The following is a 26,357-nucleotide window of genomic DNA, read 5'->3' as shown; positions in this document are numbered from 1 at the left end:
GGGCGTGGGCCCGCCGGCCCAGTGGTCGGCTCACCCTGCCCGGGGTGTTCCTGCTGGCCCTGGTGGCCGCGACCGCCGCGGCGGGCGCGCTGCTCGTGCCGGCCACCATCCGCGCGCCCCCGGCCGGTCGCAGCCGATTCGTCCGAGACGCCGAACACCGTCGTTCCGCCGGCCGGCCTGCCCTCCGGCGGACTGCGACCGGCGGACTGCCCAGCGGCGGGCTGCCCACCGGCGGAGTGCCCACCGGCGGATTCCCCACCGGGCCGGTCGTTCCTCCGGTGACCGGTGGACGCCCCTCGGACGCCCTGGCCGGCTGGGCCCAGCAGGTCGGCGCCAAGGTCGGCGTCCCGCCCGCCGCCATGCAGGCGTACGGCTACGCCGAGCTGGTGCTCGCCCAGACCAACCGCAGCTGCGCGTTGAGCTGGACCACCCTCGCTGCGATCGGGCAGGTCGAATCGGGGCACGGCTCGGCCAACGGCGCCCGCCTGGGCCAGGACGGCAAGGCGCTGCCGAAGATCATCGGGCTGCCGTTGGACGGGAACGGCGGCCGGATGCGGATCATCGACACCGACCGTGGGCTGCTCGACGGGGACACCACCCTCGACCGCGCGATCGGACCGATGCAGTTCATCCCGACCACCTGGCAGGAGATCGGCGCCGACGCGGACAACGACGGCGTCAAGGACCCGCACGACCTGGACGACGCCGCCCTGGCGGCCGGAAACTACCTGTGCAAGGGCGGCCGCAACCTGAGCATCCCGGGCGACTGGTGGAACGCCATCCTGTCGTACAACGACGTGCGCCGGTACGCCCAGGACGTCTACGACACCGCAAATCGGTACGGACGGGCCAGCCGCACCTGAAGTGATCGTCTGCATACATTAGAGAACTGGACACTTCCCCCGGGCAGCTGTTAGCGGCAAGCTAGACGGGTGATGGTGCGCGAGTGGGACCCCAGGACCGCGTCGTCCGCCGAGATCGCGTCGCTGCTGGACACGCTGAACGCGGTTCTTGCGGCCGACCTGCCGCAGGACCCGCCCTGGCGGGAGAACTCCCTGCGGGAATACCTCGCCGAGGTGATGCCCGGCGAACGGCGGATCTCCTGGGTCGCCCAGGCCGACCCGACCGGCCCCGACGACCCGGGCGCGATTCTCGGCCAGGTCCATGTGCTGCTCCTCGGCGACATCGGCGTGCTCGAGGTGCTGGTGCACCCGTCGGTCCGACGCTCCAGGCTCGGCCGTGACCTGGTGCTGCGTGCCGCCCGCCGGGTCTACCAGGAGGGCTTCCAGTCGATCGGGGTGGAGGTCGTCGGCGACACGCCGGCAGTGGGCTTCTACGAGTCGCTCGGCTTCACCCGGGAGTACGTCGAGACGCGCAGCGTCCTCGACCTGTCCGGGGTCGACTGGGCCGAGCTGGCCGAGATGGCCACCGGCGTCGGGGCGGGTTACCACCTGGAGTTCTTCCCCGGTGGGCCACCGGACGACCTGATCGAGGCGTACGCGCGGGCCAAGGCCGAGGTGCGCGACGTCGACGACGGCGAGTTGCGTCCCAGCTCGTACGACCCGCAGCGGCTGCGGGACAGCCTGGACACCCTGCACCGGCGGGGCATGAAGCCGTACATCGTGCTGGCCCGGCACGAGCAGAGCGGTGAGGTGGCCGGCCTGACCGAGGTGGTGGTGCCGGCACAGCACCCCACCCGCGCCGACCAGTACGACACGATCGTCGCGCAGGACCACCGGGGCTACGGCATCGACCGGGCGATCAAGGCCCGGATGCTGCTGGAGCTGCGGTCCGCCGAGCCGGAGCTGGTCGAGGTGCAGACCTGGAACGCGCAGGCCAACGAGGCGATGCTCAAGGTCAACGCGGAGCTGGGTTACCGGCCCGACCGGGACTGGTGCGAATACAGCGTCGACGTCGCCGAGCTGGTGCACCGACTCGATCCGCCGCGCTGAGAGAGTTCACGAAACTGTCTGATGGGGGATGGACGATGGACAGTCGCGCACCTTAACGTGCGTTGACCCCCATCCGCCCATCGTGGAGGCCCTATGCGCCCGCGCCGCACAATAGCCGCGCTCGCGACCGCCACCGTCGCCGTGACCGTCACGGCGCTCGGCGTCGCACCCACCGCGGCCAGCGCCGCGCCCACCGACCTGTTCATCTCGGAGTACGTCGAGGGTTCGTCGAACAACAAGGCGATCGAGTTGTTCAACGGCACCGGTGCCGCTGTCGACCTGACCGCCGGCGGCTACCAGTTGCAACTCTTCTTCAACGGCTCCACGACGGCCACCACGATCGCGTTGAGCGGGAGCGTGGCCGCCGGCGACGTGTTCGTGTTCGCCAGCGCGTCGGCCGGGGCCGCAGTCCTCGCCCAGGCCGACCAGACCACCGGGGCGAGCCTGTTCAACGGCGACGACGCGATCGTGCTGCGCCGGGGCGCCACCGTGCTCGACTCGATCGGCCAGGTGGGCGTCGACCCGGGCACCGAGTGGGGTGCCGGCGCGACCAGCACCGCGGACAACACCCTGCGCCGGCTGCCGAGCGTGACCGCCGGTGACACCGACCCGTCGGACGCGTTCGACCCCGCCACGCAGTGGGCCGGCCTGCCCGTCGACACCTTCGACGGGCTCGGCGCGCACACGGTGGACGGCGGCGGCCCGGTCGACGTACCGGCCACGTTGACCTGTGGCGGGCCGCTGGTCACCGCCGCGGGCACGGCCGCGACCCGCGAGGTCACCGCCACGGATTCCGACGACACGATCGTCGACCTGGCGGTGACGGCGGTCAACCCGACCCCGGGCGCCGGCTCGATCACCCGCACCGCGTTCACCCCGGCCGACGGGAAGGGCGGCACCGCCCGCGCCACGGTCGGCGCGAGCGCCGGCCTCGCCGCCGGCGCGTACACCGTGACCGTGACCGCGACCGACGCGGGCGGCGGCACCGCCAGCTGCGCGCTGGCCGTGCAGGTGACCCGGGAGTTGACCGTCGGCGAGGTGCAGGGCCCGACCACCGACGCCGAGTCCGGCCCATCGGACCGGTCACCGCTCGCACCGGCGAGCGGCAACGGCACCAGCAGCACGCTGTACGACGTACGCGGCGTGATCACCCAATTGACGCTGGCCCGTACGGCGGCCGGGGCGGAGCAGCACGGGTTCTTCCTCCAGAGCCGCACCGGCGACACCGACGGCGACCCGACCAGCTCCGATGGCATCTTCGTGTTCATGGGCACCTTCACGTCGCTGATCGGCGGGTACGTGCCGACGGTCGGCGACGAGGTGGTGCTGCGCGCCCGGGTGTCGGAGTACTACGCCTTCACCCAGCTCTCCGGCGCCTCGCTGGTCCGCCGGATCGCCTCCGGACTGGACGTGGACACCGCGGTCGCGGTGACCGTCGCGGCGCCGCCGGCCGAACTGACCGACGCGCAGCGCTTCTGGGAGCGGCACGAAGGCTCCCGGATGCGGGTGCGCTCGGGCAGCGGCGCGGTGAGCGGCCGGGACGTCTTCTCCTCCACCGCCGACGCGGAGCTGTGGGTGATCGACCGGGACGACCCGCTGCTGGACCGCTCCGACCCGTACTCCCGGCGGGTCTTCCGGGACTCGCACCCGCTGGACAACGATCCGACCCGCCGCTTCGACGACGGCAACGGTCAGCGGACGCTGCTCGGCAGCATGGGCGTGAAGGCCACCGCCGGGGACAGCGCCGCGCTGCTCCCGCCGGCGCACACCTTCGACACGCTGCGCGGCGACGCGGTGGGCGGGGTCTACTACTCGTTCGAGAAGTACGGCGTCCAGGTCGAGCGGGCGGAGTTCGACGCCGGGGCCGACCCGTCGAGGAACAACCCGCCCAAGCCGGCCGACCGGTCGCAGGAGGTGGCTGTCGCCACCTACAACGTGGAGAACCTGTACGACTACCGCGACGACCCGTTCGACGGCTGCGACTTCGCCGGCAACGCGGGCTGCGTGGGCGTCGACCCGCCGTTCGACTACGTGCCGAGCAGCGAGGCCGACTACCGCGAGCACCTCAGCGCCCTCGCCGACCAGATCGTCACCGACCTGCACGCGCCGGACCTGATCCTGGTGCAGGAGGCCGAGGACCAGGACATCTGCACCGTGTCCGGAGTGATCCTGGCCTGCGGTGACACCGACAACGCCGACGGCGCTCCGGACAGCATCCAGGAGTTGGCGCTCGCGGTGGCCGGGGCGGGCGGACCGGCGTACGCCGCGACCTACGACCGGACCGGAGCGGACGCCCGCGGGATCACCGCCGCGTTCCTGTACCGCACCGACCGGCTGTCGTTGCCGGCCGCGACGGCGGGCGACCCGTTGCTGGGCTCGGCGCCGACCGTCCAGTACCGCGCCCCAGGGCTGCCGGCGAACGCCGACGTGCAGAACCCCAAGGCGCTCAACGCGGTGCTGCCGTCCGACGTGGACACGTCGACCGGCCGGGACGGCACCAACGTGTTCACCCGGGCTCCCCAGCTGGGCAGGTTCACCGTGGCCGCGTCGCCCGGCTCGTCCGAGCGGTTCACCCTGTACGCGCTCAGCAACCACTACTCCTCCGGCCCCGACGGCCGGATCGGGCAGCGGCGGGAGCAGGCGCGCTACGGCGCGGCGATCGTCACCGCCATCGAGGCGGCCGACCAGAACGCCCGGGTGGTCTACGGCGGGGACCTGAACGTGTTCCCCCGCCCGGACGACCCCATCGCCACCGGCACCCGGCCCACTCCGTCGGACCAGCTCGCACCGCTGTACGAGGCGGGCCTGCACAACCTGTGGGACAACCTGGTGGCGGACGTGCCGGCCTCCGCGTACTCGTACAGCTTCGAGGGGCACGCGCAGACGCTCGACCACCTGTTCGTCAACGACGCGCTCTACGGCGACCTGGTGCAGGTGCGGGCTGCGCACATCAACGCGGACTGGCCGGCGGAGTTCACCGGCGACGGGTCACGCGGGTCCAGTGACCACGACCCGCAGGTGGCCCGGATCCGGTCCCGTGCGTCGTTGACGGTCGCCGACGCGACGGTGGTCGAGGGTGACCAGGGCAGCCGACAGCTCACCTTCACCGCCACCGTGTCCCGGCCGCTGTCCCAGCCGGTGCTGCTCTGCGCCACCACCGTCGGCGGCACCGCGCAGGCAGGTTCGGACTTCGACACGTACGTCGGCTGCAAGGCGCTGCCCGCCGGTCAGACGTCGGTCGCCTTCCCGGTGACCGTGCGCGGAGACCGGAAGCGGGAGTCGAACGAGAAGCTGACCCTGCTGGTGGCCGGCGTGCCCGGTCTGCGGCTGGCCGACCCGCTGGCGACGGGCACCATCACCAACGACGACTGATCCGCCAGGCGCCGTCAGCGGCCCGCCGTCCGGGTTCCTCCCCGGGCGGCGGGCCGCTCGTCGTTCGCCCCGTCCCTCAAGCCAGGGGGTCAGTAGTACTCCTGGACTGTTGGCGGGGGCGGGACGTGTCGGTGCTGCGCCACTCGCACCTCCCACTGGCTGCGCCGTCGTCGCGCCTCTCGATCGACGGAACTGCGATGGTAGGTCTCCGGAGGCCGGGCCAGCCCGTAGCGGTCCCCCCACCACTCCCCCGGCTCGGGGTCGAGGATGGTGTCGAGGTGCGAGGGGTAACGCCGACCCGCACCGTCGTGGACGTCTTCCCGGTCGTCCATCGGCTGGACGATCCGGCCTTCCTGATCCACGACGACCAGGTAGAGGCCGCCCGCGCCGAGCAGGCGTTCCAGTACCGCAAGGCTCGGTGTCAGGCTGCCCGCCTCGACCCGCCCCACCGTCGAGGGTGACACCTTGGCGAAGCGGGCCAGCCGAAGTTGGCTCAGCCCGACGATCCGACGTGCGCGGCGAACCAGACCGGCGATGGGGAACCGACCGACGGTAGGGCCAGGGGGAGGAGGAGGCTCGAGCGCCGACGTCATCTCACCACCATCACCCGTGTCGGTACCCGGGCTCAATCCCTGTGGATAGACCTGTGGATGATCCGAGAGTCGGGCGAGGGCAAGGGTGGGGACGGGGGCGGGGACGGGGCGGGAACGTCGTTGGCCGCCTTTGCACTGCTTCAACGGACGCAACTGTTGGAGTCCAAAAACGTTGCGTCCGTTGAAGCAGAGCAAAGGGCGCGCGAAGAGGCAGCGGACCCCCTCGGGCAGGTTGTCCGGATGGGTCGGCCTGATTGGCTTCCGCGACGGGACCTGGATGCTGGAGGGCTACGTGGCGACCCGGTCACGCGGCGCGCTGTTCCAGGCGATGGCCCAGGTGCGCGGGTCAGAGGTCGCAGAGGCGGCGACCGGAGCCGATGTCGTCCAGTGCCGCGTGCAGTTCGCGGATGCGCCGCTCGGCCTCGGCGGTCAGCCGATCGTGTAGACCCTGCCAGTCGGCCGGCTCGGGGTTGGGCGGCAGGACGGCGAGCAGGTCACGGATGTCGTTGACGGTCAGGCCGACGCGCTGGGCCACTCGCGCCACCCTGATTCGGCAGGCCGCGTCGGGATCGAAGCGCCGCTGGTTGCCGCCGGTGCGGGCCGCCGTGATCAGGCCCTGCCGCTCGTAGAACCGCACAGCGGAGCCGCTGACCCCGCTCTCCCGGGCCACCTCGCCGACCGTCAACGTGCCCATTGCCACTCCCCCGCCGCCATTGACTTCACCATTAGTTCAAGTCCTAGCGTCCACGGCATGACACCGCAAGAGAACGAAGCTCCGCCGACCATCGCCGTACTCGTCGGGAGCGTCCGCCAGCCTCGCGTGGGCCGCTCGATCGCCGACTGGTTCGTCGCCCACGCAGGCCGGCGCACTGATCTCGGCCTCGACCTCGTCGACCTCGCCGAGGTGGCGCTGCCGTTCAGCGACACCCCGCCCGGCGGCAATCCGGCCAGCCCGATCAGTGGACGGTTGGCCGCCGCCGACGCCTTCGTGGTGGTCACGCCGGAGTACAACCACAGCTTTCCGGCCGCCCTCAAGAACGCCATCGACTGGCACTACCGGGAGTGGGCCCGAAAGCCGGTGGCGTTCGTGTCATACGGCGCCAGTTCCGGCGGCCTCCGCGCGGTCGAGCAACTCCGGCTGGTGTTCGCCGAGCTGCAGGCCGCCACGACCCGCTCCGGGGTGGTACTCCGGGCACCGTGGGAACGGCTCGACTCCGCCGGTCGGCTCGTCGACGACGAGCCGTTGCGTCGAGCCGCTGATGCCACGCTGAGCGAGCTGGCCTGGTGGGCCGAGGCGCTGCGCGCCGCCCGCCGGGGCCGGTCCTGAGGCCGCGACGTGGACGCCTCCGCGCGGCGGCTCGGCTGGTACCTGACCCTGGGTGGCCTGCTCGCGGTGATCGACACCACGGTCACCGTGGTGGCCCTGCCGAAGCTGGTTGGCGACCTCGGAACGAATCTGACCACGATCGGCTGGGTCACCAGTGGCTACGCGCTCGCCTTGGTCGCGGTGATGCCCACCGCCGCCTGGGCGATCGGCCGCTTCGGGGCCCGCCGCACCTACCTGACCGCGCTGCTGCTGTTCACGGCCGGGTCCGTGCTGGCCGGGACCGCCTGGAACGTCGAGTCGCTGATCGCGTTCCGGGTGCTCCAGGGCCTGGGTGGCGGGCTGCTCAACCCCGTTGGGATGGCCGTCGCGCTGGCCGCGGTGCCGGCGGGGCGGCGAGGACGGATGATGAGCCTGCTCGGCCTGCCGGTCCTGGTCGGCCCCCTGATCGGGCCGGTGCTGGGTGGCCTGCTGCTCGACCACGCGTCCTGGCGCTGGATCTTCTGGATCAACCTTCCGGTGGGCCTGCTGGCGGTGTTTCTCGGCCGCTCGGTGTTGCCGGTCGCCGAACCGGGAGGACCAGCGGTACGGCTGGACGTCGTCGGGCTACTGCTGCTCTGCCCCGGCCTGGCACTAGCGGTGTTCGGACTCAGCGTCACCGGTGAGCGGGGAGGGGTCGTCACCACGGCCGTGCTGCTGCCGCTCGTGCTCGGCGTCGCGCTGGTGACTGCCTTCGCCTGGCGGGCCGGACGGGTACGGCAGCCACTGCTGCGCCTGGCCGTGCTGCGTGCGCCCGGAATGGCCGGGGGTGCCGCAACGGTGGCGTTGTTCGCCGCCGGATACTTCGGCTCGTTCTTGATCATCCCGGCGTACGTACAGGCCGTACGCGGCGACTCGGCCACCCTGGCCGGTGTGATCGGCATTCCGCAGGCGTTGACCACCGGGCTGATGCTCCAGGTGGCCACGCGGCTCGTCGATCGCGGCTCGGCGCGGCGGGTGGTCGGGCTCGGCATCGCGACCGCGGTGCTCGGCACGGTGGCCCGGGTGCTGGTGCTCGACGCGGACACGTCGTACCCGCTGCTGGCCACGCTGGGCGCGGTCATCGGCCTGGGCATGGGGGCGACGCTGATGCCGACGATGACGGCGGCCAGCCGGTCGCTGCCACCCGAGGACCTGCCGTCCGGCTCCACGCTGCTCACCACGGTGTCGCACACCTCGGTCGCCGCCGGAACGGCGCTGATCGCCGCCGCCCTGTCCTGGCTGGCCGACCGGCTAGCCCCGAGCCTGGGCGGCGCAGGCATCGCGGCCGCCACCCGACTCGACCCGGCCAGCCGGCTCGGTCTCGTACCGGAGCTGTCGCAGGCAACTCGGCTCGCGCTGGCGGTGTCCGCAGTGCTGCTGGCGCTCGCCTGGCTGACCAGCCGGTGGCTTCCGGCCGCCCCGCCCGCCGACGAGAAGACGACCTCGCATCCCGAGGTGACGCGCTCCCGGGGTTGAGGTGCCCGGCCTGGCGGATGCGGCCCAGGTGGAGGACCAGGTCATCACCCGGGCGCTGACGCGGCCCCGAGCGCCGCACGCGCGACACGGGGCGCACAGGGCAGCGCCCTGACCGGCAGGACCGCCGGGCCGCTCAGTAGCGCTGGCGGAGCAGCCCGGCGGCCTCGACCGCCCAGTAGGTGAGGATGATCTGCGCGCCGGCCCGCTTGATCGAGGTGAGCGTCTCCAGCATCACCCGCTCCCGGTCGATCCAGCCGTTCGCGGCGGCCGCCTCGACCATCGCGTACTCGCCGGAGACCTGGTAGGCGGCGACCGGGACGTCCACCGCGGCCCGTACCGCCGACACCACGTCGAGGTAGGGCAGCGCCGGCTTCACCATCACCATGTCGGCGCCCTCGGCGACGTCGAGCGCCACCTCGCGCAGTGACTCGCGGAGGTTGGCCGGGTCCTGCTGGTAGGCGCGCCGGTCGCCCTCCAGCGCCGACTCCACCGCGTCGCGGAACGGGCCGAAGAACGCCGAGGCGTACTTCACCGCGTACGCCAGCACCGCCACGTCCTGGTGCCCGGCGGCGTCGAGAGCCTGGCGTACCACGCCGACCTGGCCGTCCATCATCCCGGACGGCCCGACCACGTCGACCCCGGCGGCGGCCTGGGCCACCGCCATCTCGGCGTACGCGGCCAGGGTGGCGTCGTTGTCCACCTCACCGCTGGGGGTGAGCAGCCCGCAGTGCCCGTGCGAGGTGAACTCGTCCAGGCACAGGTCGCTCATCACCACGGTGGCGTCGCCCACCTCGGCCACCACATCGCGGATGGCGACGTTCAGGATGCCGTCCGGGTCGAGGCCACCGGACCCGGTCGGGTCCGCCGTTCCGGCACCCCGAAGAGCATGATCCCGCCGATACCGGCCTGGACCGCCTCGGCGGCCGCCTTGCGCAGCGAGTCCCGGGAGTGCTGGAGCACCCCCGGGAGCGACGCGATGGCGCGGGGCTCGGTGAGCCCCTCCTTGACGAACATCGGCACGACCAGCTCGGCCGGGTCGACCCGGGTCTCGGACACCAGCCGTCGGATCGCCGGGGTGCGGCGCAGCCGGCGGGGCCGGATCTCGGGGTACGACATGGGAGGCCCTCCTGACGACGACTACCGGAAGCGCAGGGCGGTCGGCCCCTGCACCTTCGAGCCGCGGCGCTGCTTCGCCGGCATGGCGGCGAGCTTCTCGCGCAGCTCGACGGCGTAGGCGGCGAGCGCCTCCACCAGGTCGGGCACCGAGGCGTGCGGCGGCTGGACGTCGACCCGCAGGCCGAACTCCGTCGCGGTCTCCGCCGTCTTGGGCCCGATGACGGCAACAACGGTCCGCGCGTGCGGCTTCCCGGCGATGCCGACCAGGTTCCGAACGGTGGAGGACGAGGTGAACAGCACCGCGTCGAAACCGCCCGACTTGATCGCATCCCGGATCTCGGCGGGCGGCGGCGCGGCCCGCACGGTCCGGTAGGCGGTCACGTCGTCGACCTCCCAGCCGCGCTCGGTGAGCCCGGCGGCGAGCGTCTCGGTGGCGATGTCGGCGCGCGGCAGCAGCACCCGGCCCACCGGGTCGAGGATCTCGTCGTGCGGCGAGAACTCGGCCAGCAGCCCCTCGGAGGACTGCTCGCCGGCGGGGAGCAGCTCCGGCTGGATGCCGAACGCGCGCACCGCGTCCGCCGTCGCCTCACCGATGCAGGCGATCTTGACGCCGCCGAAGTGTCGCGCGTCCAGGCCGTGCTCGGCGAACTTCTCCCAAACCGCGCGGACCGCGTTCACCGAGGTGAAGATCACCCAGGCGTACCGGCCGTCGACCAGGCCCTTGACGGCCCGCTCCATCTGCGCCGGGGTGCGCGGCGGCTCGACCGCGATGGTCGGCACCTCACACGGGATCGCCCCGTACGCCCGCAGCCGGGCACTCATCGCGCCGGCCTGCTCCTTGGTGCGCGGTACGAGCACCTTCCAGCCGTACAGCGGGCGGTTCTCCCACCAGCTCAGCTTGTCGCGCTGACCCACGCCCGCGCCGACGGTGAGCACCACCCGGCCGGTGAAGCCGAGCGCGGCGGCCACGAAGCTGTCCACGGTCGACGTGGTCGTGTACTGGGTCTCGCCGGTGCCGTCGCCGGTCACCCCGACCCCGGTGGTGCCGTCGACCCCGGCGGCCAGCAGCCCGTCCCGGACGGCGGCGAGGTCACCGGCGTCCACGGCCAGCGCGAGCGAGCCCCGGCCGACGGCAGCGGCGAGCGCCTCGAAGTCCAGCGCGGTGACGTCCTCGACGTCGGCGGCGGTACGCACACCAGGCAGCGGAACACCCGCGTAGGTGGCGACACCCTCGGCCTGGCCGACACCGGGCACCACCTCGAAGTGGGCGGCGGTGCGGGCCACCGCCTGCACCTCCTTGACCACCGAGTCGTGCCCGAACGGGTCACCGGCGACCAGGTGCACCGCGTTCAGCCCGGACCGGGCCGCGGAGATCAGCACCTTCGCCACGTCCCCTGGCGCGCCTTCGGCGGGGGTGAACTCGGCGTCGTCTCTGGCCTCGGCGCGGACGACGGCGAGCAGCGACTCGGGGACTCCCCGGTCGTAGATCACCTGGTCGGCGTCGACCAGGGCGTCGTGCGCCCGACGGGTCAGCAGGCCCGGGTCACCGGGGCCAGCCCCGACGAACGCGATACGGCCGACGGGCTTACGGGTGCGGGTCATTCTGTGCTCCCAAATTGCTGGGTCCCCGGGCCGGTGTGTCCTTCGTGGCCGAGGATCGAGTCGGCGCCGAGGTCGAGGAGTTCGGCGGCGAGTGCCTTACCGATCTCCGCCGCATCGGCGGGCGTTCCGGTGCGGGACAGCCGAAGGTCACGAGTGCCGTCCGGGCTGATCACCGCCCCGCGCAGGTAGATCTCATCGCCGGCGTCACCTTCGGCGAGTTCCGCATAGGCGGCGACGGGTGCGCTGCACCCGGCCTCCAGGGTTGCCAGCAGCGCGCGCTCCGCGATGACCGCGGCGTGCGACGGTGCGTGGTCGAGCGTCGCGAGCAGCTCGACCAGGTCCTGGTCGTCGACCCGGCACTCCACGGCCAGCGCGCCCTGGGCGGGCGCGGGCAGCATCAGCATCGGGTCCAGCGTCTCGGTGATCACGTCGGTCCGACCGAGTCGGGCGAGCCCGGCCCGGGCCAGTACGACGGCGTCCAGGTCGGCCTCGGGGCCGAGCACCCGCGCCAGGCGGGTATCCACGTTGCCGCGGACCGGGGTGACCTCCAGTTGCAGGCCGAGCGCGTGCAACTGGGCGATCCGGCGCAGCGCGCCGGTGCCCACGGTGGCCCCGGGCGGCAGTTCGGCGAGCGTCCGGCCGCCCCGGGCGACCAGCGCGTCGCGCGGGTCCTGTCGGGCCGGCACCGCCGCGATGTGCAGCCCAGCGGCGGCGGCCGTGGGCAGATCCTTGTAGGAGTGCACGGCGAAGTCGATCGTCCGCGCGGCCAGTGCGTCGCGCAGCGCGGAGACGAACACCCCGACGCCGAGCCGGTGCACCGGCGCGTGGGAACGGTCACCGGCGGTGACCACCTCGACCAGCTCGACCGCCCGGCCGGTGGCGACGGTCAACGCCTCGGCGACCTGGCCGGACTGGGCCATCGCGAGGGCGCTGCCCCGGGTGCCGAGGCGCAGCGGGGCGGTCATCGCACACCTCCGGTGGGCGGGACCTGGTCGGCGGTGTCCGTGCCGAGCACCGGGTCGGTGCCGGCGAACACGGCGCCCAGGTCGGGGGTCAGCACCTCGGGAACGGTGTCCACCGGTGAGGTCTGCGGCACCTGGAGGTCGAACAGCTCGCGCAGGAGGGCGGCGTACTGGTCGCCGCCCGGTTCGGCGGCCAACTGGCGGACCTTCACGGTGGGCTGGTGCAGGAGCCGCTGCACGACCCGGTGCACCGTACGGGCGACCTCGGCACGCAGGTCGTCGTCGAGGTCGGGGCGGCGCTGGGCGAGCCGGCGCAGCTCGGCGGTGACCACGTCGTCGGCCCGACCGCGTAGCGCGGCCACGGTGGGCGCCACGTCGGCGCCGCGCAGCCAGGTGAGGAAGCTCTCCACCTCGCCGAGCACGATCCGTTCGACGGCGGCGGCGTCCGCGGCGGCCGGACCGTCGGCGAGCAGCGTCGCCATCCGGTCGATGTCGATCACCTCGACGCCGGGCAGGTCGGCGACGCCCTCCTCGACGTCACGCGGGACGGCCAGGTCGAGCAGGACCAGCGGACCGCGAGCCGGATCCCGCTCGGCGAGCGCCGCGCTGACCACCGTCCGGGTGAGGACCGGTTCGGTGGACGCGGTGGCGGCCACTACGATGTCCACTGTGGAGAGGGTGTCGGCCAGCTCGGTCATCGGGGCGGCGCCCGCCCCGTACGACTCGGCGAGCCGGACGGCACGGTCGGCGCCCCGGTTGGTGACGGTGAGCGGCCCCGCGCCCAGTCGGGAGAGCGTGGCCACCCCGAGCGAGCCCATCGCGCCGGCGCCGACCACCAGGGCCGGCCGGCCGACGAGGTCGCCGTCGAGGTGCCCGGCGGCCAGTTCCAGCGCGGCGGTGACGACGCTCTGGCCGGCCCGGTCGATGCCGGTCTCGGCGTGGGCGCGCTTACCCACCCGCAGCGCTGCTGCATCAGCTCGTGCAGCAGGCGGCCGGCCGAGTCGGCGCCGGTGGCCCAGTGGTACGCGTCGCGCAGCTGGCCGAGGATCTGCGCCTCGCCCACGACCATCGAGTCCAGGCCGGTGGCGACCCGGAAGACGTGGTCCACGGCGGCGGTGTCGTAGTGCACGTACAGGTGGCTGGCGAGCGCCGCCGGCGGGCTGCCGGCCTGCTCGGCCAGGACGGCGCAGATGTCACCGAGCCCGCCGTGGAAACCGGACACGGCGGCGTAGACCTCCACCCGGTTGCAGGTGGAGACGAGCACCGCCTCGCTCACGTACGGCTGGGCGACCAGGCGGTCAAGGGTGCGGGTGAGGTCGGCGGGGGGCACGGCCAGCTGCTCCAGCGTGGCGACCGGGGCGGTCCGGTAGGACGCGCCGACGACGAGCAGTTTCACGTGCCGATCGCCTCCTGGGTTTCGGTGGCCGCGAGGCGCCGGGCAGTGCGGTGAGAGCGGACCCGCCGGTGGCGGGCAGCGCGGTCAGCGACGCCTTGCGGTGCTCGTGGAAGGACAGGATCTGCAGCTCGATGGCGAGGTCGACCTTGCGCACGTCGACCCCCTCCGGCACCGAGAGTACGCACGGCGCGAAGTTGAGGATGCTCGTCACGCCGACCGCGACCAGTTGGTCGGCGACGCTCTGGGCGGCGGCGGCCGGGGTGGCGATCACGCCGATCGCGATGGACTCCTGCACGGCGACCGCCGGCAGCTCGTCGACATGCCGGACAACCAGGCCGTTGATCTCCTCGCCGACCCGGGAGGGGTCGGCGTCGAGCAGTGCGGCGATCCGGAAGCCCCGGCTGGCGAAGCCGTCGTAGCCGGCCAGAGCGTGACCGAGATTACCCACGCCGACCAGGGCGACCGCCCGACGCTGGGTGAGCCCGAGCACGAACTCGATCTGCTCGATCAGCAGGGTGACGTCGTAGCCGACGCCCCGGGTGCCGTACGAGCCGAGGTGGGAGAGGTCCTTGCGGAGCTTGGCGGAGTTGACCCCGGCGGCGGCGGCCAGGCCCTCGCTGGAGACCGTCTCGTGCCCGGTGTCGGCGAGGTTGTGCAGCGCACGCAGGTATTCGGGGAGCCGCGCGACGGTCGCCTCGGGCAGGTCCGGGAGCGCCGGTACGGCACCGGCGCGGCCGGGCGCGCCTGGGTGACGGTGCTGACTCATGAGACTCCGTGCGGTGCGATCCTCGGCCAACTCCGCTGGTCGGCCGCCTGTGGACTCCCGCTGGCGACCGAGATTGCCGGCTGTGCTAGCAGGGCGCGTCGAAATCACAGCGTAGGCGCTTGTGAAGACGTGCACAAATCGCGATCTTGCCGCTGCGCGCCGCGACTCCACCAGCACCTCCATTCCACAAGATCGATTTAGCGGCTCCGCACCCTCGCCGCCCGGGGCGATTATTGCTCAATCCCGACTTCTCTGACCAATCCCGCGCCGGGCCCTGCCAGCGCCGTCCCAACCTGGTAGGGACAGCACTACGAGGGAGAGGCGGGACTTCGGGATGGGGACACCGAGCCCAGATGCCTAGCCTTTGGGCATGACCGTCGTTGCCGCCAGTGACCAGCCGACGCTGGCGCCGAGCATCCCCCGCCAGCTCCTGGTCGACTCCGGGTACGTGCTGCTCGGCCTGCCCCTGGCGGTCGCCAGCTTCGTCGTCCTCGTCGTGGGACTCGCGGTCGGCGTCGGACTGGTGGTCACGGTGATCGGTTTGCCGATCCTCAGCGGCACCCTGTACGCGGCCCGGGGGCTGGCCGACATCGAGCGCCTGCGACTGCCCGCGGTGCTGCGGCAGCCGCGGATCCGGCCGCACTACCGGCTGGCCGAGGTGGGGGCCAACGCCTGGCGGCGGATCTTCGTGCCGATGCGCGACGCCCAGTCCTGGCTCGACCTGGCTCACGGCGTGCTGCGGCTGATCGTGGCGGGGCTCACGTTCGTGGTGGCGCTGTCCTGGTGGGCCGCCGCGGTCGCCGGCTCGTTCTACTGGGCGTACGACTGGGCGCTGCCCCGAGCCGACGGTGCGGGCGACACCGACCTGGCCCAACTGCTCGGCCTGGGTGACTCGACCACCGCCCGGATCGGGCTCTACACGGCGATCGGTGTGTTCTTCCTGATCACGCTGCCGATCGTGATCAGGGGCTGCGCGCTGCTCCAGGCCAGCTTCGCCAAGGCCATGCTGACCGGGGTGGCCGAGATGCGGGACCGGATCACCGTGCTGGAGGAGCAGAAGCGGGCCGCCGTCTCCGCCGAGGCGTCCGCGCTGCGCCGGCTGGAACGCGACATCCACGACGGCCCCCAGCAGCGCCTGGTCCGGCTGGCGATGGACCTCAGCCGGGCCCGGATGCAGCTCGCCACCGACCCGGAGGCGGCCGGCCGGACCATCGACGAGGCGGTCACCCAGACCAGGGAAACCCTGGCCGAGCTGCGGTCGCTGTCCCGGGGCATCGCCCCGCCCATCCTGGTCGACCGGGGTCTGCCCAGCGCCCTGGCCGCCCTCGCCGGTCGAGGGCTGATCCCCATCGAACTCCAGGTGGACCCGCAGCTCGGCACGCCGGGCGGGCGGCTCGAACCGGCGGTGGAGAACACCGCCTACTTCGTGGTGGCCGAGGCGCTGACCAACATCGCCAAGCACAGCCGGGCCACCGAGGCCGTGGTCGCGGTGGCCCGGCAGGGCGCCCGCATCCAGGTGCGGGTGGGCGACGACGGGCAGGGCGGCGCGCACCTGGCCAAGGGTCACGGCCTGGCCGGCATCGCCGACCGGGTCCGGGCGGCCGGCGGCGAACTGGCCGTGATCAGCCCGACCGGTGGCCCGACCGAGATCCGCGCCGAGCTTCCCCTGTGAGCCCGCCGGACGCCGCGCCGAGCCGACCCGGCGGGTCGCACGTGGTAGACAACACAGCCATGCGCATCGTGATCGCCGACGACGCCGTCCTGCTCCGCGAGGGGCTGGTGCGGCTCCTGACCGAGAGCGGGCACCAGGTGGTGGCCGCCGTCGGGGACGGCGACGCCCTCGTCGAGGCGGTGGTGGAGCACCAGCCGGACGTGTCGATCGTCGACGTGCGGATGCCCCCGAGCCACACCGACGAGGGTCTGCGGGCGGCGGTCGAGGCGCGTCGGCTGGTGCCGCGTACCCCGATCCTGGTGCTCTCCCAGTACGTCGAGGTGTCGTACGCCGATGACCTGCTGGCCACCACCGGCGGCGCCGGCGGCGGTATCGGCTACCTGCTGAAGGACCGGGTGGCCGCGATCGACGAGTTCCTCGACGCCCTGCGGCGGGTGGCGGCCGGCGGCACGGTGCTCGACCCGGAGGTGGTCGGCCAGCTCTTCGCCCGTCGCCGCCGCGACGACCCGCTGCGGGAGCTGACCCCCCGCGAGCGGGAGGTGCTCGCCCTGATGGCCGAGGGGCGTTCGAACACGGCCATCGCCCGCGCCCTCGTGGTCAGCGACGGCGCCGTGGAGAAGCACGTCCGCAACATCTTCACCAAGCTCACGCTTCCGCCGGACACCGAGCAGCACCGACGGGTGCTGGCCGTTCTCACCTACCTGCGGAACTGACCTCCCGCACGGCCAGGGCGACCGCGTCGGTGAGGGTGTCGGCCACCGGGTGACCGGAGGCGCGCAGCCGGGCCGGATCGGTGAAGCCGCCGGTGTACAGCACCGCCCGGCCGCCGACGGCGAGGGCGGCGTCCGCGTCGTCGATGGAGTCGCCGATCAGCACCACCGCGCTGCCGTCCACGCCCAACTCGGTCAGGTGCCGCTGGAGCGACTCGGCCTTGCGGTCGCCGCCAACCGTGGCTCGCAGCCCGTCCACGCGGGTGAAGTGGCCGGTCAACCCGAAGGTGTGCACGGTGGGCACCAGCTCCTCGTGGAACCACATGGAGAGCAGGCTCTGGCTGCCCGGCCAGGCCGCCATCGCGGCCCGCGCGTCGGCGGCCAGCTCGCAGGTGGTCAACCCGCTGCGGTACGCGTCGTGGAAGATCCGGTCCAGCCGGCCGAACTCGTCGTCGTCCACGGCCTGGCCGAGCACCTCGGCGTAGTACTCGGCGACCGGCCGGCGAAAACGCACCCGATGCTCGTCGGGAGTGACCACCGGCCCGCCCACGCTGGCGAACGCGGCGTTGGTGGCGGCCACCACCAGGCTGAGGTCGTTGAGCAGGGTGCCGTTCCAGTCCCACACCAGGTGGGGGTGCGCGGGGGTCATCAGAGCACCTTAGGCAGCGCTCAGAGCTGCGGCGTGGTCAGGTCCCGCAGCAGCCGCTCCTCCTCGACCCGCCAGTAGCCGTGCTCCTTGCCGTCGAGCAGCACCACCGGCAGCCGGTCCCCGTACTCCCGCTCCAGCTCCACGTCGTCGGACACGTCCCACTCGACCCACTTGTCGCCGGTGACCGCCACCACGCGGTCGAGGGCGGTCTTGGCGTCGTCGCACAGGTGACAACCGGGCCGGGTGATCAGGGCGAGCCGGGCGTCAGTGGACATCGGTTACCTCCGTGCGGGTGTCGGCGAACGCCTGCGGGCCGGGCGGCGTCGCCGACCGGAGTTGGGTCTTGCGTACCTTGCCGATCGCCGAGTGCGGCAGGGCGTCGACGAACTCGACGGCGGTCGGGCACTTGAACCGGGCCAGGTTGCGTGCGCAGTGGGCGAGCAGCTCCTCGCCGGTCACCGGCCGCCCCGGGGCCGGCACCACGTACGCCCGAACAGTCTCGCCGGTCCGCGGGTGCGGCACACCCAGTACCGCCGACTCGGCCACCCCGGGGTGCCCGGCGAGCACCAGCTCGACCTCGTGCGGATAGACGTTGAACCCGTTGACCAGGATCAGTTCGCCGAGCCGGTCGACGAGGAAGAGGTCGCCGTCCTCGTCGGCGTAGGCGATGTCGCCGGTGCCCCACCAGCCGTCGGCGTCCGGGCCGTCCCGTCCGTCCGGCCAGTAGCCGGCGAAGAGGTTGGGGCCGGCCACCACGATCTGACCCGGGTCGGTGCCCGGCGACACGTCGGAGATGTCCAGCTCATCCGGGTCGTCGTCGGGGACGGTCAGGCCGTCGCGCCACAGGTCGGCGCCGTCCGGGTCGACCAGGCGCAGCCGCACGCCGGGCAGCGGCCGGCCGATCGAACCCGCCTTGACGATCCCGCCGACCAGGGTGGAGGTGAGCACCGGCGCGGTTTCGGTGAGGCCGTACCCGACGTGCACCGGGAGGCCGGTGGCCTCGGTGAAGCCCGCCGCGACGGTGGGCTCCAGCGGCGCCGCGCCGCAGACCGCGATCCGCACGGTGGCGGTGGCCGCGCGGGCCGTGGCGGCATCGGCCCAGGCCAGGAACATCGACGGTACGCCGACCAGCACGCTGACCCGGTGCCGGGCGATCTCGTCGAGCCCGGCGGTCAACCCCGGCTCGTCGAGCAGCACGCCGGTCGCGCCATGGTGGACGACCGCGCCGAGCCCCGAGTTGAGCCCGTACGCGTGGAACAGCGGCAGCGCGAGCAGAACGGTGTCCGTGGGACCGACGACCGGCGGCTCGATCCGGCCGACCTGCTCGTGGTTGGCCAGCAGTGCCCGGTGCGAGAGCATCGCCCCCTTGGGGTGCCCCTCGGTGCCGGAGGTGTAGAGGAGTACGGCCAGGTCGTCGCCGCCCCGGCGCGGGCGCGCGCCGGGAACGTGCTCGCCGCCGGCACCGACCTGGTCTTCCTCTCCGCGGGCAGCGACGAGATCGCCCGCGTCTACCTGCGGGTCGGCTTCCGCCGCATCGGCACCGCCTGCATCGCCGAACCCGCCGCCCTGATCCCCTGACCCGGAAGCGCCGGGTCAGGCCGGGGGGCGCCACTGGGCGGCGGAGGCCGCGGCGCTGGAGAGCAGGCGCGAGTTGATCGTGCCGAGCGCCGCGTCCCGGGCACGCAACGCCAGCCTGCCGCGAGTCTGGAGCACCGCCGACATGCGTCGGGTCTGCCGGACCACCGTCGCCGCTCGCGGCCGGCGCACCCGGTCGTACGCCTGCACGGCGTCGGGCAGCCGGGCCTCGCGCAGCAGGGAGGCGAGCGTGGCGGCGTCCTCGAAGGCGAGGCAGGCGCCCTGCCCGAGGTGTGGCGGCATGGCGTGCGCCGCGTCACCGAGCAGCACCACACCGCCCGGTCCGACCGGGAAGCCGTACGCCCGGGGCAGCGGACGCAGCTCGCGGACCTCCTGCTGGACCAGGTCGGAGGGGTCGGTGGCGTCGAGCAGCGCGCCGATCGGCTCCGGCCAGCCCGCGTACCAGCGGCGCAGCAGGGCCAGCTGCGTCTCCGGCGGTTCGGGGCGGGGCGCCCCGGCGGCGGTGGCCACCCAGTAGATCCCGCCCCGGCTGGAACCGCCCGACGAGCCGCGCTCGCCCAACGAGGCGGCCACGAACCGGTAGCCCGCGCCGAGGACCTCACCGGCGACCGGCTGGTCGGCGGGCAGCCGGGGTGCCCGGTACCAGGGAATGACGGCCCGCCAGGCGGCGCAGCCGGAGCTGATTACCCCGGACTCGGGCGCGAGCTGGCGGCGGATGCCGCTGTCCGTGCCGTCGGCGGCGACCACCAGGTCGGCTTCGATGGTGTGCCGGCCGTCGCTGACCGCCGGACGTTGGCCCGGCTCGACCCGGACGTGCCGCACGGTCACCCCGGTCCGCAGCTCGACCCGGTCGCCGAGCCCGGCGATCAGGGCGTCGTGCAGATCCTCGCGGTGCACCACCACCGGCATCCGGTCGGCCGGGGTGGGGCGGGGCTGCACCAGCCAGTGCCCGTCCGGTCGGCGGACCCCGCCGTCGGGCAACGCTGTGGCGATGGCGGCCAGGCCGGCACCGAGCCCGAGCGCCTGTAGCGCGCGGACGCCGTTGGGCCACAGCACCACGGCGGTCGGCTCGGGGCGCACCCGCTCGGCCCGCTCCAGCAGGGTGACCCGCCACCCGGAGCGCGCCAGCGCGCTGGTGACCGCGAGGCCACCGACCCCGGCGCCGACCACCACCGCACTTCGCATCGGTGCCGCCCCCCGCTCAGCTGTCCCGGTCGGCGGGACGCACGCCGGCGGCGTCGGCCCGGTCGTCGCGGATCTGCGGGGTACCGTCCGCCGGCTGGTCCCCGGTCGACGGAGCGTCGTCGGCCGCCACCGCGTCGAGCGACCCGTCGCCGGCCGGCCGGTCGTCGTCGCCGACGGACTCGGGCGGCAGGACGCCGGTGTCCCGCCAGGCGTGGTACTGCTCCTCGCTGACCACCCGGTAGCCCTCCGGCGCGGCGGCCCGCGCCGAGGCCTCCCGCGCGGAGAGGTCGACCTGGGACAGGTCGGACGTGGTGGGTGGCGTCGGCGTCGCCGCCGCGCCGAGTGGGATCAGGTACTCCTGGGGGCCGCGCACCCGTACGAAGTAGATCAACGCGCCGAGGAAGACCAGGGCGGCGGTCCAGACGTTGAGGCGGACGCCGAGGATCTGGTTCGCCTCGTCGGTGCGCATCAGCTCGATCCAGAACCGGCCGGCGGTGTAGCCCATCACGTAGAGGGCGAACGCCCGGCCACGGCCGAGCTTCAGCCGCCGGTCGAGGACGAGGACCAGCGCGACCACACCGAGGTTCCACAGCGCCTCGTACAGGAAGGTCGGCTGGTAGAGGCCCGGTTCGAGGATCGGCTGACCGGCGTCGTCGCGCAACGCGTGCCCGGGGTTGTCCGGGTCCATCCGGTGGATCTCCAGGCCCCACGGCACGGTGGTCCGGCCACCGAACAGCTCGTTGTTGAACCAGTTGCCGAACCGGCCGACCGCCTGGGCCAGCGGCAGCCCGGGAGCCAGCGCGTCGGCCACCACGCCGAACGGGATACCGAGCTGCCGGGCCGCGATCCAGGCGCCGACCGCGCCCCCGGCGACCGCGCCCCAGATGCCGAGACCACCCTCCCAGATGGCGAACGCCTTCATCGGGTCACCACCGGCGCCGAAGTACTTCTCCGGCGAGGTGATCACGTGGTAGATCCGGGCGCCGATGATGCCGGCGGGCACCGCCCAGACGGCGATGTCGAGCACCGCGCCGGGAGCGACGCCGCGCTGGCGCAGCCGACGCTCGGTCACCCAGCAGGCCACCACGATGCCGAGGATGATGCACAGCGCGTACGCCCGGATCGGCACCGGTCCGAGCTGCCAGACCGCGGTGCTGGGACTGGGCAGGGCCGCCTGGGGGGACAGCGAGGCGTAGGTCACGGGTGCACACGCTACCGCTGTGCACCCCCGAAGCGGCACCCCGGGCCGCCGTACGAGCATCCCGGTGACTTCTGGTTTGCACCGCCGTAGGCTCTTTGTCCATGAGCGCGCTCACCTGGGCGGTCGCCGCCGTCGTCACCGACGACACCGGGCGGGTGCTCCTCTGCCGGCAGGGTCGCGGCGAGCGGCGCTACGCGCTGCCCGGTGGGCGGCTGCGCCCGGCGGAGAGCCCGCTGCGGGCGGCGCTGCGCGACATCCGCGCGGAGACCGGCTGGGAGATCGAACTGGTCGACCTGGTCGGCGTCTACCATCTGGCCGGGCCGGCCGCGACGTGCGCACCGGCGGGCCGGGCCGGGCCGCTGCCGGACGTCCTGGTGCACGTGTTCCGGGCACGGGTGGCCGGTGTCCGACCCGCCGCCGACCCGCCACCGGGTTGCCGGTTGTCCTGGCACGCGCCCGCCGCGCTGCCCGAGGCGGTCACCCCACTCACCCGGGCCGCCGTCACCGACGCGCAGCGGTTGCTCCGGAGTCCTGCGCGCGGTCCCCTGGGGTCAAGGCGCGGCGCAGCCGCCGGAGCACGTCAGGGCGGCGCAGCCGCCGGAGCACGTCAGGGCGGCGCAGCCGCCGGAGCAACGCGGCGAAGTGTCGGACAACGGCGGCCGATCGGTCCCGACGGCCTGAACGTGGCTGAGCCGGCGCCGACGATCCGGCAGGCACCACGTCCTTGAGCGATATACCTGTGAGTCATATTTATGCCACACAGGTATATCGCTCGAACGGCAGACGCGCCCGGCGCCGCGGGCACGCCGAACGAAGCAGCGGGCACGAGATTCCGGAGGCCGTCCGGCGACGTCAGCGAAACGGGTTGCGGACGCCCTCGGCGAGTTCGGCGCTCAGCGTGCGCAGCGCGGCCAGCCCTTCGGCCTCGGAGGGCGCATCGAGCACGCACCGGACCAGGGCGCTGCCCACGATCACACCATCGGCGTACCCGGCCACGGTGCCGGCCTGCGCGCCGGTGCTCACACCCAGGCCGACGCCGACCGGCAGGTCGGCGACCGCGCGGACCCGGGAGACCAGCGCGGGGGCGGCGTCGGAGGTGTTCGTCCGTGCGCCGGTCACGCCCATGACGGCGGTGGCGTAGACGAAGCCACGGCAGTGCCGCACCGTCATCGCCAACCGGGCGTCGGTGGACGACGGCGAGACCAGGAACGTGCGGTCCAGCCCGTGCGCGTCCGAGGCGGCCAGCCACTCGGCGGCCTCGTCGGGGATCAGGTCCGGGGTGATCAGACCCGCGCCACCGGCGGAGGCGAGGTCACGGGCGAAGACGTCCACGCCGTAACGCTCGACCGGGTTCCAGTAGGTCATGACGACCACCGGCGCGCCGGTGGCCGCGACCGCCTCGACGACGCGCATCGTGTCCGCGGTGCGTACACCCCCGGCCAGCGCGATGTCACTGGCCTTCTGGATGACCGGACCATCCATCACCGGGTCGGAGTACGGGATCTCCACCTCGATGACGTCCACGCCGGCCTCCACCATCGCGGTCATCGCCGCGATGCTGCCCTCGACCGTCGGGAACCCGGCCGGCATGCAGCCGACCAGCAACGCCCGCCCGTCCGCCCGGGCCTTGTCGAAGGCCACCCCGATCCGGCTCATCTCACCGCTCCTTGTCGAGGATGCCGAAGTAGTCGCCGGCGGTGTGCACGTCCTTGTCACCCCGACCGGAGAGGTTGACCACGATGGTGGGCTCCCGGCCCAGCTCGGCGGCGAGCTTCGGCGCCAACGCGACGGTGCCGGCGAGCGCATGCGCGCTCTCGATCGCGGGGATGATCCCCTCGGTACGGCAGAGCAGCTCGAACGCGGCCATCGCCTCGTCGTCGGTGACCGGCAGGTAGGTGGCCCGACCGCTGTCGTGCAGCCAGGCGTGCTCGGGCCCGACGCCCGGGTAGTCCAGCCCCGCGGAGATCGAGTGCGACTCCAGCGTCTGCCCGTCGGCGTCCTGCAGCACGTAGGTGCGGGTGCCGTGCAGCACGCCGGCCGACCCGCCGGTGATGCTGGCCGCGTGCCGGCCCGTCGCGACACCGTCGCCGCCGGCCTCGAAGCCGTACAGCCGCACGGCCTCGTCACCGACGAACGCGTGGAAGATGCCGAGCGCGTTGGAGCCACCCCCGACGCAGGCGGTGACCGCGTCCGGCAGCACGCCGGTGAGGTCGAGGCACTGCTGGCGGGCCTCGTCACCGATGCCACGGACGAAGTCACGGACCATCGCCGGGAAGGGATGCGGCCCGGCGGCGGTGCCGATCAGGTAGTGCGTCTCGTCGACGTTGGCCACCCAGTCGCGCATCGCCTCGTTCATCGCGTCCTTGAGGGTGCGCGAGCCGTTGATGACCGGTACGACGGTGGCGCCCAGCATCCGCATCCGGGCCACGTTGAGCGCCTGCCGCTCGGTGTCGACCTGGCCCATGTAGACCACGCACTCCAGGTCGAACAGAGCGGCGGCGGTCGCGGTGGCCACACCGTGCTGGCCGGCGCCGGTCTCGGCGATCACCCGGGTCTTGCCCATCCGCTTGGTGAGCAGCGCCTGGCCGAGGACGTTGCGCACCTTGTGCGCGCCGGTGTGGTTGAGGTCCTCGCGCTTGAGCAGCACCCGGGCGCCCACCTTCGCGGAGAACCGACGGGCCTCGTAGAGCAGCGACGGCGTGCCGGCGTAGTCGCGCAGCAGCGCGCCGAACTCGGCCCGGAAGGACTCGTCCGCCATCGCCGTACGCCACGCCCCGTCGAGCTCGTCCAGCGCGGCCACCAGGGCCTCGGGCACGAACCGGCCGCCGAAGCGACCGAAGTGGCCGGCGGAGTCGGGCTGCGGGCCGGCCAGAGGGGCCAGCGCGTCGGCGCTCATCGGAAATCCTCTCGGTGGGGCGTCACACCGGCGCGGGGTCAGCGCACCGGCCGGGGCGTTGCGGGGTGGTTACCGGCGTTGACCAGTTCGGCGACCGCCTCGCGGGGGCTCTTCTGGGTGACCAGGCCCTCGCCGACGAGGACCGCGTCAGCGCCCGCGGAGGCGTACCGGATCAGGTCGTGCGGGCCGCGTACACCGGATTCAGCGATCTTGACGACGCTGCTGGGCAGGCCGGGAGCGATCCGCTCGAACACCGACCGGTCGACCTCCAGGGTACGCAGGTCACGGGCGTTGACCCCGATCACCTGCGCGCCGGCCTCCAGGGCCCGGTCGGCCTCCTCCTCGTCGTGGACCTCGACCAGCGCGGTCATGCCCAGCGACTCGATCCGCTCCAGCAGGCCCATCAAAACGTTCTGCTCAAGGGCGGCGACGATCAGCAGGACCAGGTCGGCGCCGTGCGCGCGCGCCTCGTGCACCTGGTAGCTGGAGACCACGAAGTCCTTGCGGAGCACCGGCACGGTGACCGCGGCCCGGACGGCCGCCAGGTCGTCCAGCGAACCGCCGAACCAGCGCCCCTCGGTCAGTACGCTGATCGCCCGGGCTCCGCCGGCCGCGTAGTCGACGGCGAGGTCGGCCGGGTCGGCGATCTCGGCCAGCCGGCCCTTGGACGGCGAGGAGCGCTTCACCTCGGCGATCACCGCGACGCCGGGCTTGCGCAGCGCCGCGTACGCGTCCAGCGGCGGCGGCGCCGCCGCGGCCAGTTCACGGATCCGCTCCAGCGGAACCTGCTCCTGGCGCCGGGCCACGTCCTCGCGTACGCCGGCCAGGATCTCGTCGAGCACGCTTACGGACGCTGCCTGACCGGCGTCGTCCCCCTCCGCGTGCGCATGCTCAGCAGTCACCATCGGACTCCCCTCTCCGGGTGTCATGGGCCGATGCTAGGGGCAGGGGGCTGACGCCGGACGCCGGGGGTATGGCGCTGCTCACGAAACCGGCTGCGGCATAATGGCCGACTTGCCGTGAACGGGATGTCACGCAGCGCCACCTCCGGTATCGACCGCCGTCACACGGCGGGAGCCCGGCGTTCCCGGTCGTCCCGGGCCGACCCATCGATCATGCCACCCACCCCGGATCGCCGCTCGACGACAGCGACGCCTGTCGATTCTGTGAGCAAGCTCAAGGCCGAACGGCCGGTCCCTGGTCGTGGCCGGGGCGGGACAGTTGACCGGGCGGTCACCCCGGCGAAACGTCAGCCGGTCAGCATCGTCCTCGGGCAGACTCGACGGCGCGCCTGCCCGACCGCCGCCCACTTCCCGTGTGAGGTGACCATGAGCATTGCCGAGCCGACCCCGAGCATCGGGCTGACCACCATCTCGCGGACCGTGGCGTCGCTCGCCGTCGGAGTCGTGCACACGCTGGAACGGGCCGTGGTCGGTGAGGGACGGGTGCGCACCGCACGCGGCAACGCCTGGGAGGCGGTCTGCGCCGACCGGGCCCGCGCCGACCAGCGCGCCGAACTGGACCGCCTGGTGGCCGAGTTGGCCGCCACGCGAGCCGCCGCCCGTAGGACGCATCGGGAGCGTCAACCGGTCGGCTGAGACCGGCCACCCGGCCCGGGGCGTCGCGCTCACCCCACTGTCGGATCAGCCGGCCGTCGGGTCCTCGCCCCGGTCCAGCGCGTCCCACGCCTCCGTGGTCCGCCGACCGGCCAGCGGAGCGGACGGTCCGGCCGCCGGCGGCGCACTTCCCGCGACGGTTCGCGTCGGCCGCTCGTACCGTGCGCCCATCGCCGGCCAACCACCGCCGCGCAGCGCCGTCCACCCCCCCGCCCCACCGCGGCGAGCAGGCCCGCCCGAGCAGGCAGACGC

At 73.3% G+C, this 26,357-nt stretch carries 22 protein-coding genes and 4 pseudogenes; 10 read left to right on the top strand and 16 right to left on the bottom strand.

Annotation, left to right across the window (positions count from 1 at the left end):
• From JNW91_RS16235 to JNW91_RS16225, 3 genes are all read left to right on the top strand, one after another.
• On the top strand, positions 1-863 hold an 863-nt coding region (locus tag JNW91_RS16235; RefSeq protein ID WP_203176140.1), incomplete at its 5' end, for a lytic transglycosylase domain-containing protein.
• Between the two features lie 72 nt (positions 864-935).
• Positions 936-1,952 carry a GNAT family N-acetyltransferase gene (locus tag JNW91_RS16230; RefSeq protein WP_203176141.1) on the top strand — a complete coding sequence of 339 codons (1,017 nt, stop codon included), beginning with the start codon at positions 936-938 and terminating at the stop codon, positions 1,950-1,952.
• 93 nt (positions 1,953-2,045) lie between these two features.
• Entirely contained in the window at positions 2,046-5,324 is a 3,279-nt protein-coding gene (locus JNW91_RS16225) for a lamin tail domain-containing protein (protein WP_203176138.1), read from the top strand.
• A gap of 89 nt (positions 5,325-5,413) precedes the next feature.
• Here the strand turns inward: JNW91_RS16225 and JNW91_RS16220 are convergent, their stop codons facing one another.
• Together JNW91_RS16220 and JNW91_RS16215 are read right to left on the bottom strand one after the other, a co-directional pair.
• Entirely contained in the window at positions 5,414-5,917 is a 504-nt protein-coding gene (locus tag JNW91_RS16220; RefSeq protein WP_238425100.1) for a helix-turn-helix domain-containing protein, read from the bottom strand.
• 346 nt (positions 5,918-6,263) lie between these two features.
• Positions 6,264-6,611 carry a MerR family transcriptional regulator gene (locus tag JNW91_RS16215; protein WP_203176136.1) on the bottom strand — a complete coding sequence of 116 codons (348 nt, stop codon included), beginning with the start codon at positions 6,609-6,611 and terminating at the stop codon, positions 6,264-6,266.
• Positions 6,612-6,668: 57 nt separating this feature from the next.
• On the opposite strand from JNW91_RS16215, the gene JNW91_RS16210 reads away from it, so the two are divergent.
• Both JNW91_RS16210 and JNW91_RS16205 read left to right on the top strand, forming a co-directional pair.
• Positions 6,669-7,244, top strand: a complete 576-nt coding sequence (locus tag JNW91_RS16210) for an NADPH-dependent FMN reductase (RefSeq protein ID WP_203176135.1) — start codon at positions 6,669-6,671, stop codon at positions 7,242-7,244.
• Positions 7,245-7,253: 9 nt separating this feature from the next.
• On the top strand, positions 7,254-8,738 hold the full coding sequence (locus JNW91_RS16205) for a DHA2 family efflux MFS transporter permease subunit (RefSeq protein WP_203176134.1): 1,485 nt from the start codon (positions 7,254-7,256) through the stop codon (positions 8,736-8,738).
• A gap of 133 nt (positions 8,739-8,871) precedes the next feature.
• On the opposite strand, the pseudogene hemB reads toward JNW91_RS16205, so the two are convergent.
• The 5 genes and pseudogenes from hemB to JNW91_RS16180 all read right to left on the bottom strand — a co-directional run bounded on the left by hemB (position 8,872) and on the right by JNW91_RS16180 (position 14,580).
• Positions 8,872-9,854: pseudogene (gene hemB, locus JNW91_RS16200) on the bottom strand (porphobilinogen synthase).
• A 21-nt stretch (positions 9,855-9,875) separates the two neighbouring features.
• Positions 9,876-11,456: a bifunctional uroporphyrinogen-III C-methyltransferase/uroporphyrinogen-III synthase gene (locus tag JNW91_RS16195; RefSeq protein ID WP_203176133.1), complete on the bottom strand. Its 1,581-nt coding sequence runs from the start codon at positions 11,454-11,456 to the stop codon at positions 9,876-9,878.
• A complete protein-coding gene (gene hemC / locus JNW91_RS16190) occupies positions 11,453-12,421 on the bottom strand; it encodes a hydroxymethylbilane synthase (RefSeq protein WP_203176132.1) in 969 nt (322 codons plus the stop codon). Before hemC ends, JNW91_RS16195 begins: the two co-directional genes overlap by 4 nt.
• Positions 12,418-13,814 (bottom strand): annotated as a pseudogene (locus tag JNW91_RS16185) (glutamyl-tRNA reductase). Before JNW91_RS16185 ends, hemC begins: the two are co-directional and overlap by 4 nt.
• Positions 13,811-14,580, bottom strand: a pseudogene (locus tag JNW91_RS16180) (redox-sensing transcriptional repressor Rex). Before JNW91_RS16180 ends, JNW91_RS16185 begins: the two co-directional pseudogenes overlap by 4 nt.
• A 370-nt stretch (positions 14,581-14,950) precedes the next feature.
• Here JNW91_RS16180 and JNW91_RS16175 point away from each other — a divergent pair.
• Together JNW91_RS16175 and JNW91_RS16170 are read left to right on the top strand one after the other, a co-directional pair.
• On the top strand, positions 14,951-16,252 hold the full coding sequence (locus JNW91_RS16175; RefSeq protein WP_203176131.1) for a sensor histidine kinase: 1,302 nt from the start codon (positions 14,951-14,953) through the stop codon (positions 16,250-16,252).
• Positions 16,253-16,311: 59 nt separating this feature from the next.
• On the top strand, positions 16,312-16,965 hold the full coding sequence (locus JNW91_RS16170; RefSeq protein ID WP_203176129.1) for a response regulator transcription factor: 654 nt from the start codon (positions 16,312-16,314) through the stop codon (positions 16,963-16,965).
• Here JNW91_RS16170 and JNW91_RS16165 read toward each other — a convergent pair.
• From JNW91_RS16165 to JNW91_RS16155, 3 genes and pseudogenes are all read right to left on the bottom strand, one after another.
• The gene (locus tag JNW91_RS16165) at positions 16,946-17,611 is read right to left on the bottom strand and encodes an HAD family hydrolase (RefSeq protein WP_203176128.1); all 666 of its coding nucleotides are present in this window, start codon (positions 17,609-17,611) and stop codon (positions 16,946-16,948) included. The two genes, JNW91_RS16170 and JNW91_RS16165, sit on opposite strands and share 20 nt — an antisense overlap.
• A gap of 20 nt (positions 17,612-17,631) precedes the next feature.
• Positions 17,632-17,886 carry a glutaredoxin family protein gene (locus JNW91_RS16160; protein WP_203176127.1) on the bottom strand — a complete coding sequence of 85 codons (255 nt, stop codon included), beginning with the start codon at positions 17,884-17,886 and terminating at the stop codon, positions 17,632-17,634.
• Positions 17,876-19,051 (bottom strand): annotated as a pseudogene (locus JNW91_RS16155) (AMP-binding protein); the annotation flags it as partial. The pseudogene JNW91_RS16155 and the gene JNW91_RS16160, both read right to left, overlap by 11 nt.
• Between JNW91_RS16155 and JNW91_RS33940 the strand changes: the two are divergent.
• Positions 18,983-19,189 carry a hypothetical protein gene (locus JNW91_RS33940; protein ID WP_407664330.1) on the top strand — a complete coding sequence of 69 codons (207 nt, stop codon included), beginning with the start codon at positions 18,983-18,985 and terminating at the stop codon, positions 19,187-19,189. The pseudogene JNW91_RS16155 and the gene JNW91_RS33940 sit on opposite strands and share 69 nt — an antisense overlap.
• A 15-nt stretch (positions 19,190-19,204) precedes the next feature.
• Here the strand turns inward: JNW91_RS33940 and JNW91_RS16145 are convergent, their stop codons facing one another.
• Together JNW91_RS16145 and lgt are read right to left on the bottom strand one after the other, a co-directional pair.
• Entirely contained in the window at positions 19,205-20,392 is a 1,188-nt protein-coding gene (locus tag JNW91_RS16145) for an FAD-dependent oxidoreductase (protein WP_203176126.1), read from the bottom strand.
• A gap of 16 nt (positions 20,393-20,408) precedes the next feature.
• Positions 20,409-21,593, bottom strand: a complete 1,185-nt coding sequence (gene lgt / locus JNW91_RS16140) for a prolipoprotein diacylglyceryl transferase (RefSeq protein WP_203176125.1) — start codon at positions 21,591-21,593, stop codon at positions 20,409-20,411.
• A gap of 101 nt (positions 21,594-21,694) precedes the next feature.
• Between lgt and JNW91_RS16135 the strand changes: the two genes are divergently transcribed.
• The gene (locus JNW91_RS16135; RefSeq protein WP_203176124.1) at positions 21,695-22,321 is read left to right on the top strand and encodes an NUDIX hydrolase; all 627 of its coding nucleotides are present in this window, start codon (positions 21,695-21,697) and stop codon (positions 22,319-22,321) included.
• A gap of 124 nt (positions 22,322-22,445) precedes the next feature.
• On the opposite strand, the gene trpA is transcribed toward JNW91_RS16135, so the two are convergent.
• The 3 genes from trpA to trpC are packed head-to-tail and all read right to left on the bottom strand — an operon-like array spanning position 22,446 to position 25,331.
• Positions 22,446-23,249: a tryptophan synthase subunit alpha gene (gene trpA, locus JNW91_RS16130; protein ID WP_203176123.1), complete on the bottom strand. Its 804-nt coding sequence runs from the start codon at positions 23,247-23,249 to the stop codon at positions 22,446-22,448.
• A 1-nt stretch (position 23,250) separates the two neighbouring features.
• The gene (gene trpB, locus JNW91_RS16125; RefSeq protein WP_203176122.1) at positions 23,251-24,489 is read right to left on the bottom strand and encodes a tryptophan synthase subunit beta; all 1,239 of its coding nucleotides are present in this window, start codon (positions 24,487-24,489) and stop codon (positions 23,251-23,253) included.
• 38 nt (positions 24,490-24,527) lie between these two features.
• A complete protein-coding gene (gene trpC, locus JNW91_RS16120; protein WP_172862221.1) occupies positions 24,528-25,331 on the bottom strand; it encodes an indole-3-glycerol phosphate synthase TrpC in 804 nt (267 codons plus the stop codon).
• 486 nt (positions 25,332-25,817) lie between these two features.
• Between trpC and JNW91_RS16115 the strand changes: the two genes are divergently transcribed.
• Positions 25,818-26,087, top strand: a complete 270-nt coding sequence (locus JNW91_RS16115; RefSeq protein WP_203176121.1) for a hypothetical protein — start codon at positions 25,818-25,820, stop codon at positions 26,085-26,087.
• Between the two features lie 45 nt (positions 26,088-26,132).
• Here JNW91_RS16115 and JNW91_RS16110 read toward each other — a convergent pair.
• A partial coding sequence (locus JNW91_RS16110) for a Trp biosynthesis-associated membrane protein (protein ID WP_203176119.1) occupies positions 26,133-26,357 on the bottom strand: 225 nt, incomplete at its 5' end.

Source organism: Micromonospora parastrephiae (assembly GCF_016802865.1).
In the GTDB taxonomy this organism is placed as follows: domain Bacteria; phylum Actinomycetota; class Actinomycetes; order Mycobacteriales; family Micromonosporaceae; genus Micromonospora; species Micromonospora parastrephiae.
This window is presented reverse-complemented; position numbering and strand designations above follow the sequence as displayed.

Bases quoted from the DNA above. Each gene is read 5' to 3' on its own strand.
- JNW91_RS16135 (WP_203176124.1), top strand. From the start codon at position 21,695: ATGAGCGCGCTCACCTGGGCGGTCGCCGCCGTCGTCACCGACGACACC.
- JNW91_RS16220 (WP_238425100.1), bottom strand. From the start codon at position 5,917: ATGACGTCGGCGCTCGAGCCTCCTCCTCCCCCTGGCCCTACCGTCGGT.
- JNW91_RS16230 (WP_203176141.1), top strand. From the start codon at position 936: ATGGTGCGCGAGTGGGACCCCAGGACCGCGTCGTCCGCCGAGATCGCG.
- JNW91_RS16145 (WP_203176126.1), bottom strand. From the start codon at position 20,392: ATGCGAAGTGCGGTGGTGGTCGGCGCCGGGGTCGGTGGCCTCGCGGTC.
- JNW91_RS16170 (WP_203176129.1), top strand. From the start codon at position 16,312: ATGCGCATCGTGATCGCCGACGACGCCGTCCTGCTCCGCGAGGGGCTG.
- hemC (WP_203176132.1), bottom strand. From the start codon at position 12,421: ATGACCGCCCCGCTGCGCCTCGGCACCCGGGGCAGCGCCCTCGCGATG.
- JNW91_RS16160 (WP_203176127.1), bottom strand. From the start codon at position 17,886: ATGTCCACTGACGCCCGGCTCGCCCTGATCACCCGGCCCGGTTGTCAC.
- JNW91_RS16165 (WP_203176128.1), bottom strand. From the start codon at position 17,611: ATGACCCCCGCGCACCCCCACCTGGTGTGGGACTGGAACGGCACCCTG.
- JNW91_RS16195 (WP_203176133.1), bottom strand. From the start codon at position 11,456: ATGACCCGCACCCGTAAGCCCGTCGGCCGTATCGCGTTCGTCGGGGCT.
- trpB (WP_203176122.1), bottom strand. From the start codon at position 24,489: ATGAGCGCCGACGCGCTGGCCCCTCTGGCCGGCCCGCAGCCCGACTCC.
- JNW91_RS16215 (WP_203176136.1), bottom strand. From the start codon at position 6,611: ATGGGCACGTTGACGGTCGGCGAGGTGGCCCGGGAGAGCGGGGTCAGC.
- trpA (WP_203176123.1), bottom strand. From the start codon at position 23,249: ATGAGCCGGATCGGGGTGGCCTTCGACAAGGCCCGGGCGGACGGGCGG.
- JNW91_RS16175 (WP_203176131.1), top strand. From the start codon at position 14,951: ATGACCGTCGTTGCCGCCAGTGACCAGCCGACGCTGGCGCCGAGCATC.
- JNW91_RS16115 (WP_203176121.1), top strand. From the start codon at position 25,818: ATGAGCATTGCCGAGCCGACCCCGAGCATCGGGCTGACCACCATCTCG.
- JNW91_RS16210 (WP_203176135.1), top strand. From the start codon at position 6,669: ATGACACCGCAAGAGAACGAAGCTCCGCCGACCATCGCCGTACTCGTC.
- JNW91_RS16225 (WP_203176138.1), top strand. From the start codon at position 2,046: ATGCGCCCGCGCCGCACAATAGCCGCGCTCGCGACCGCCACCGTCGCC.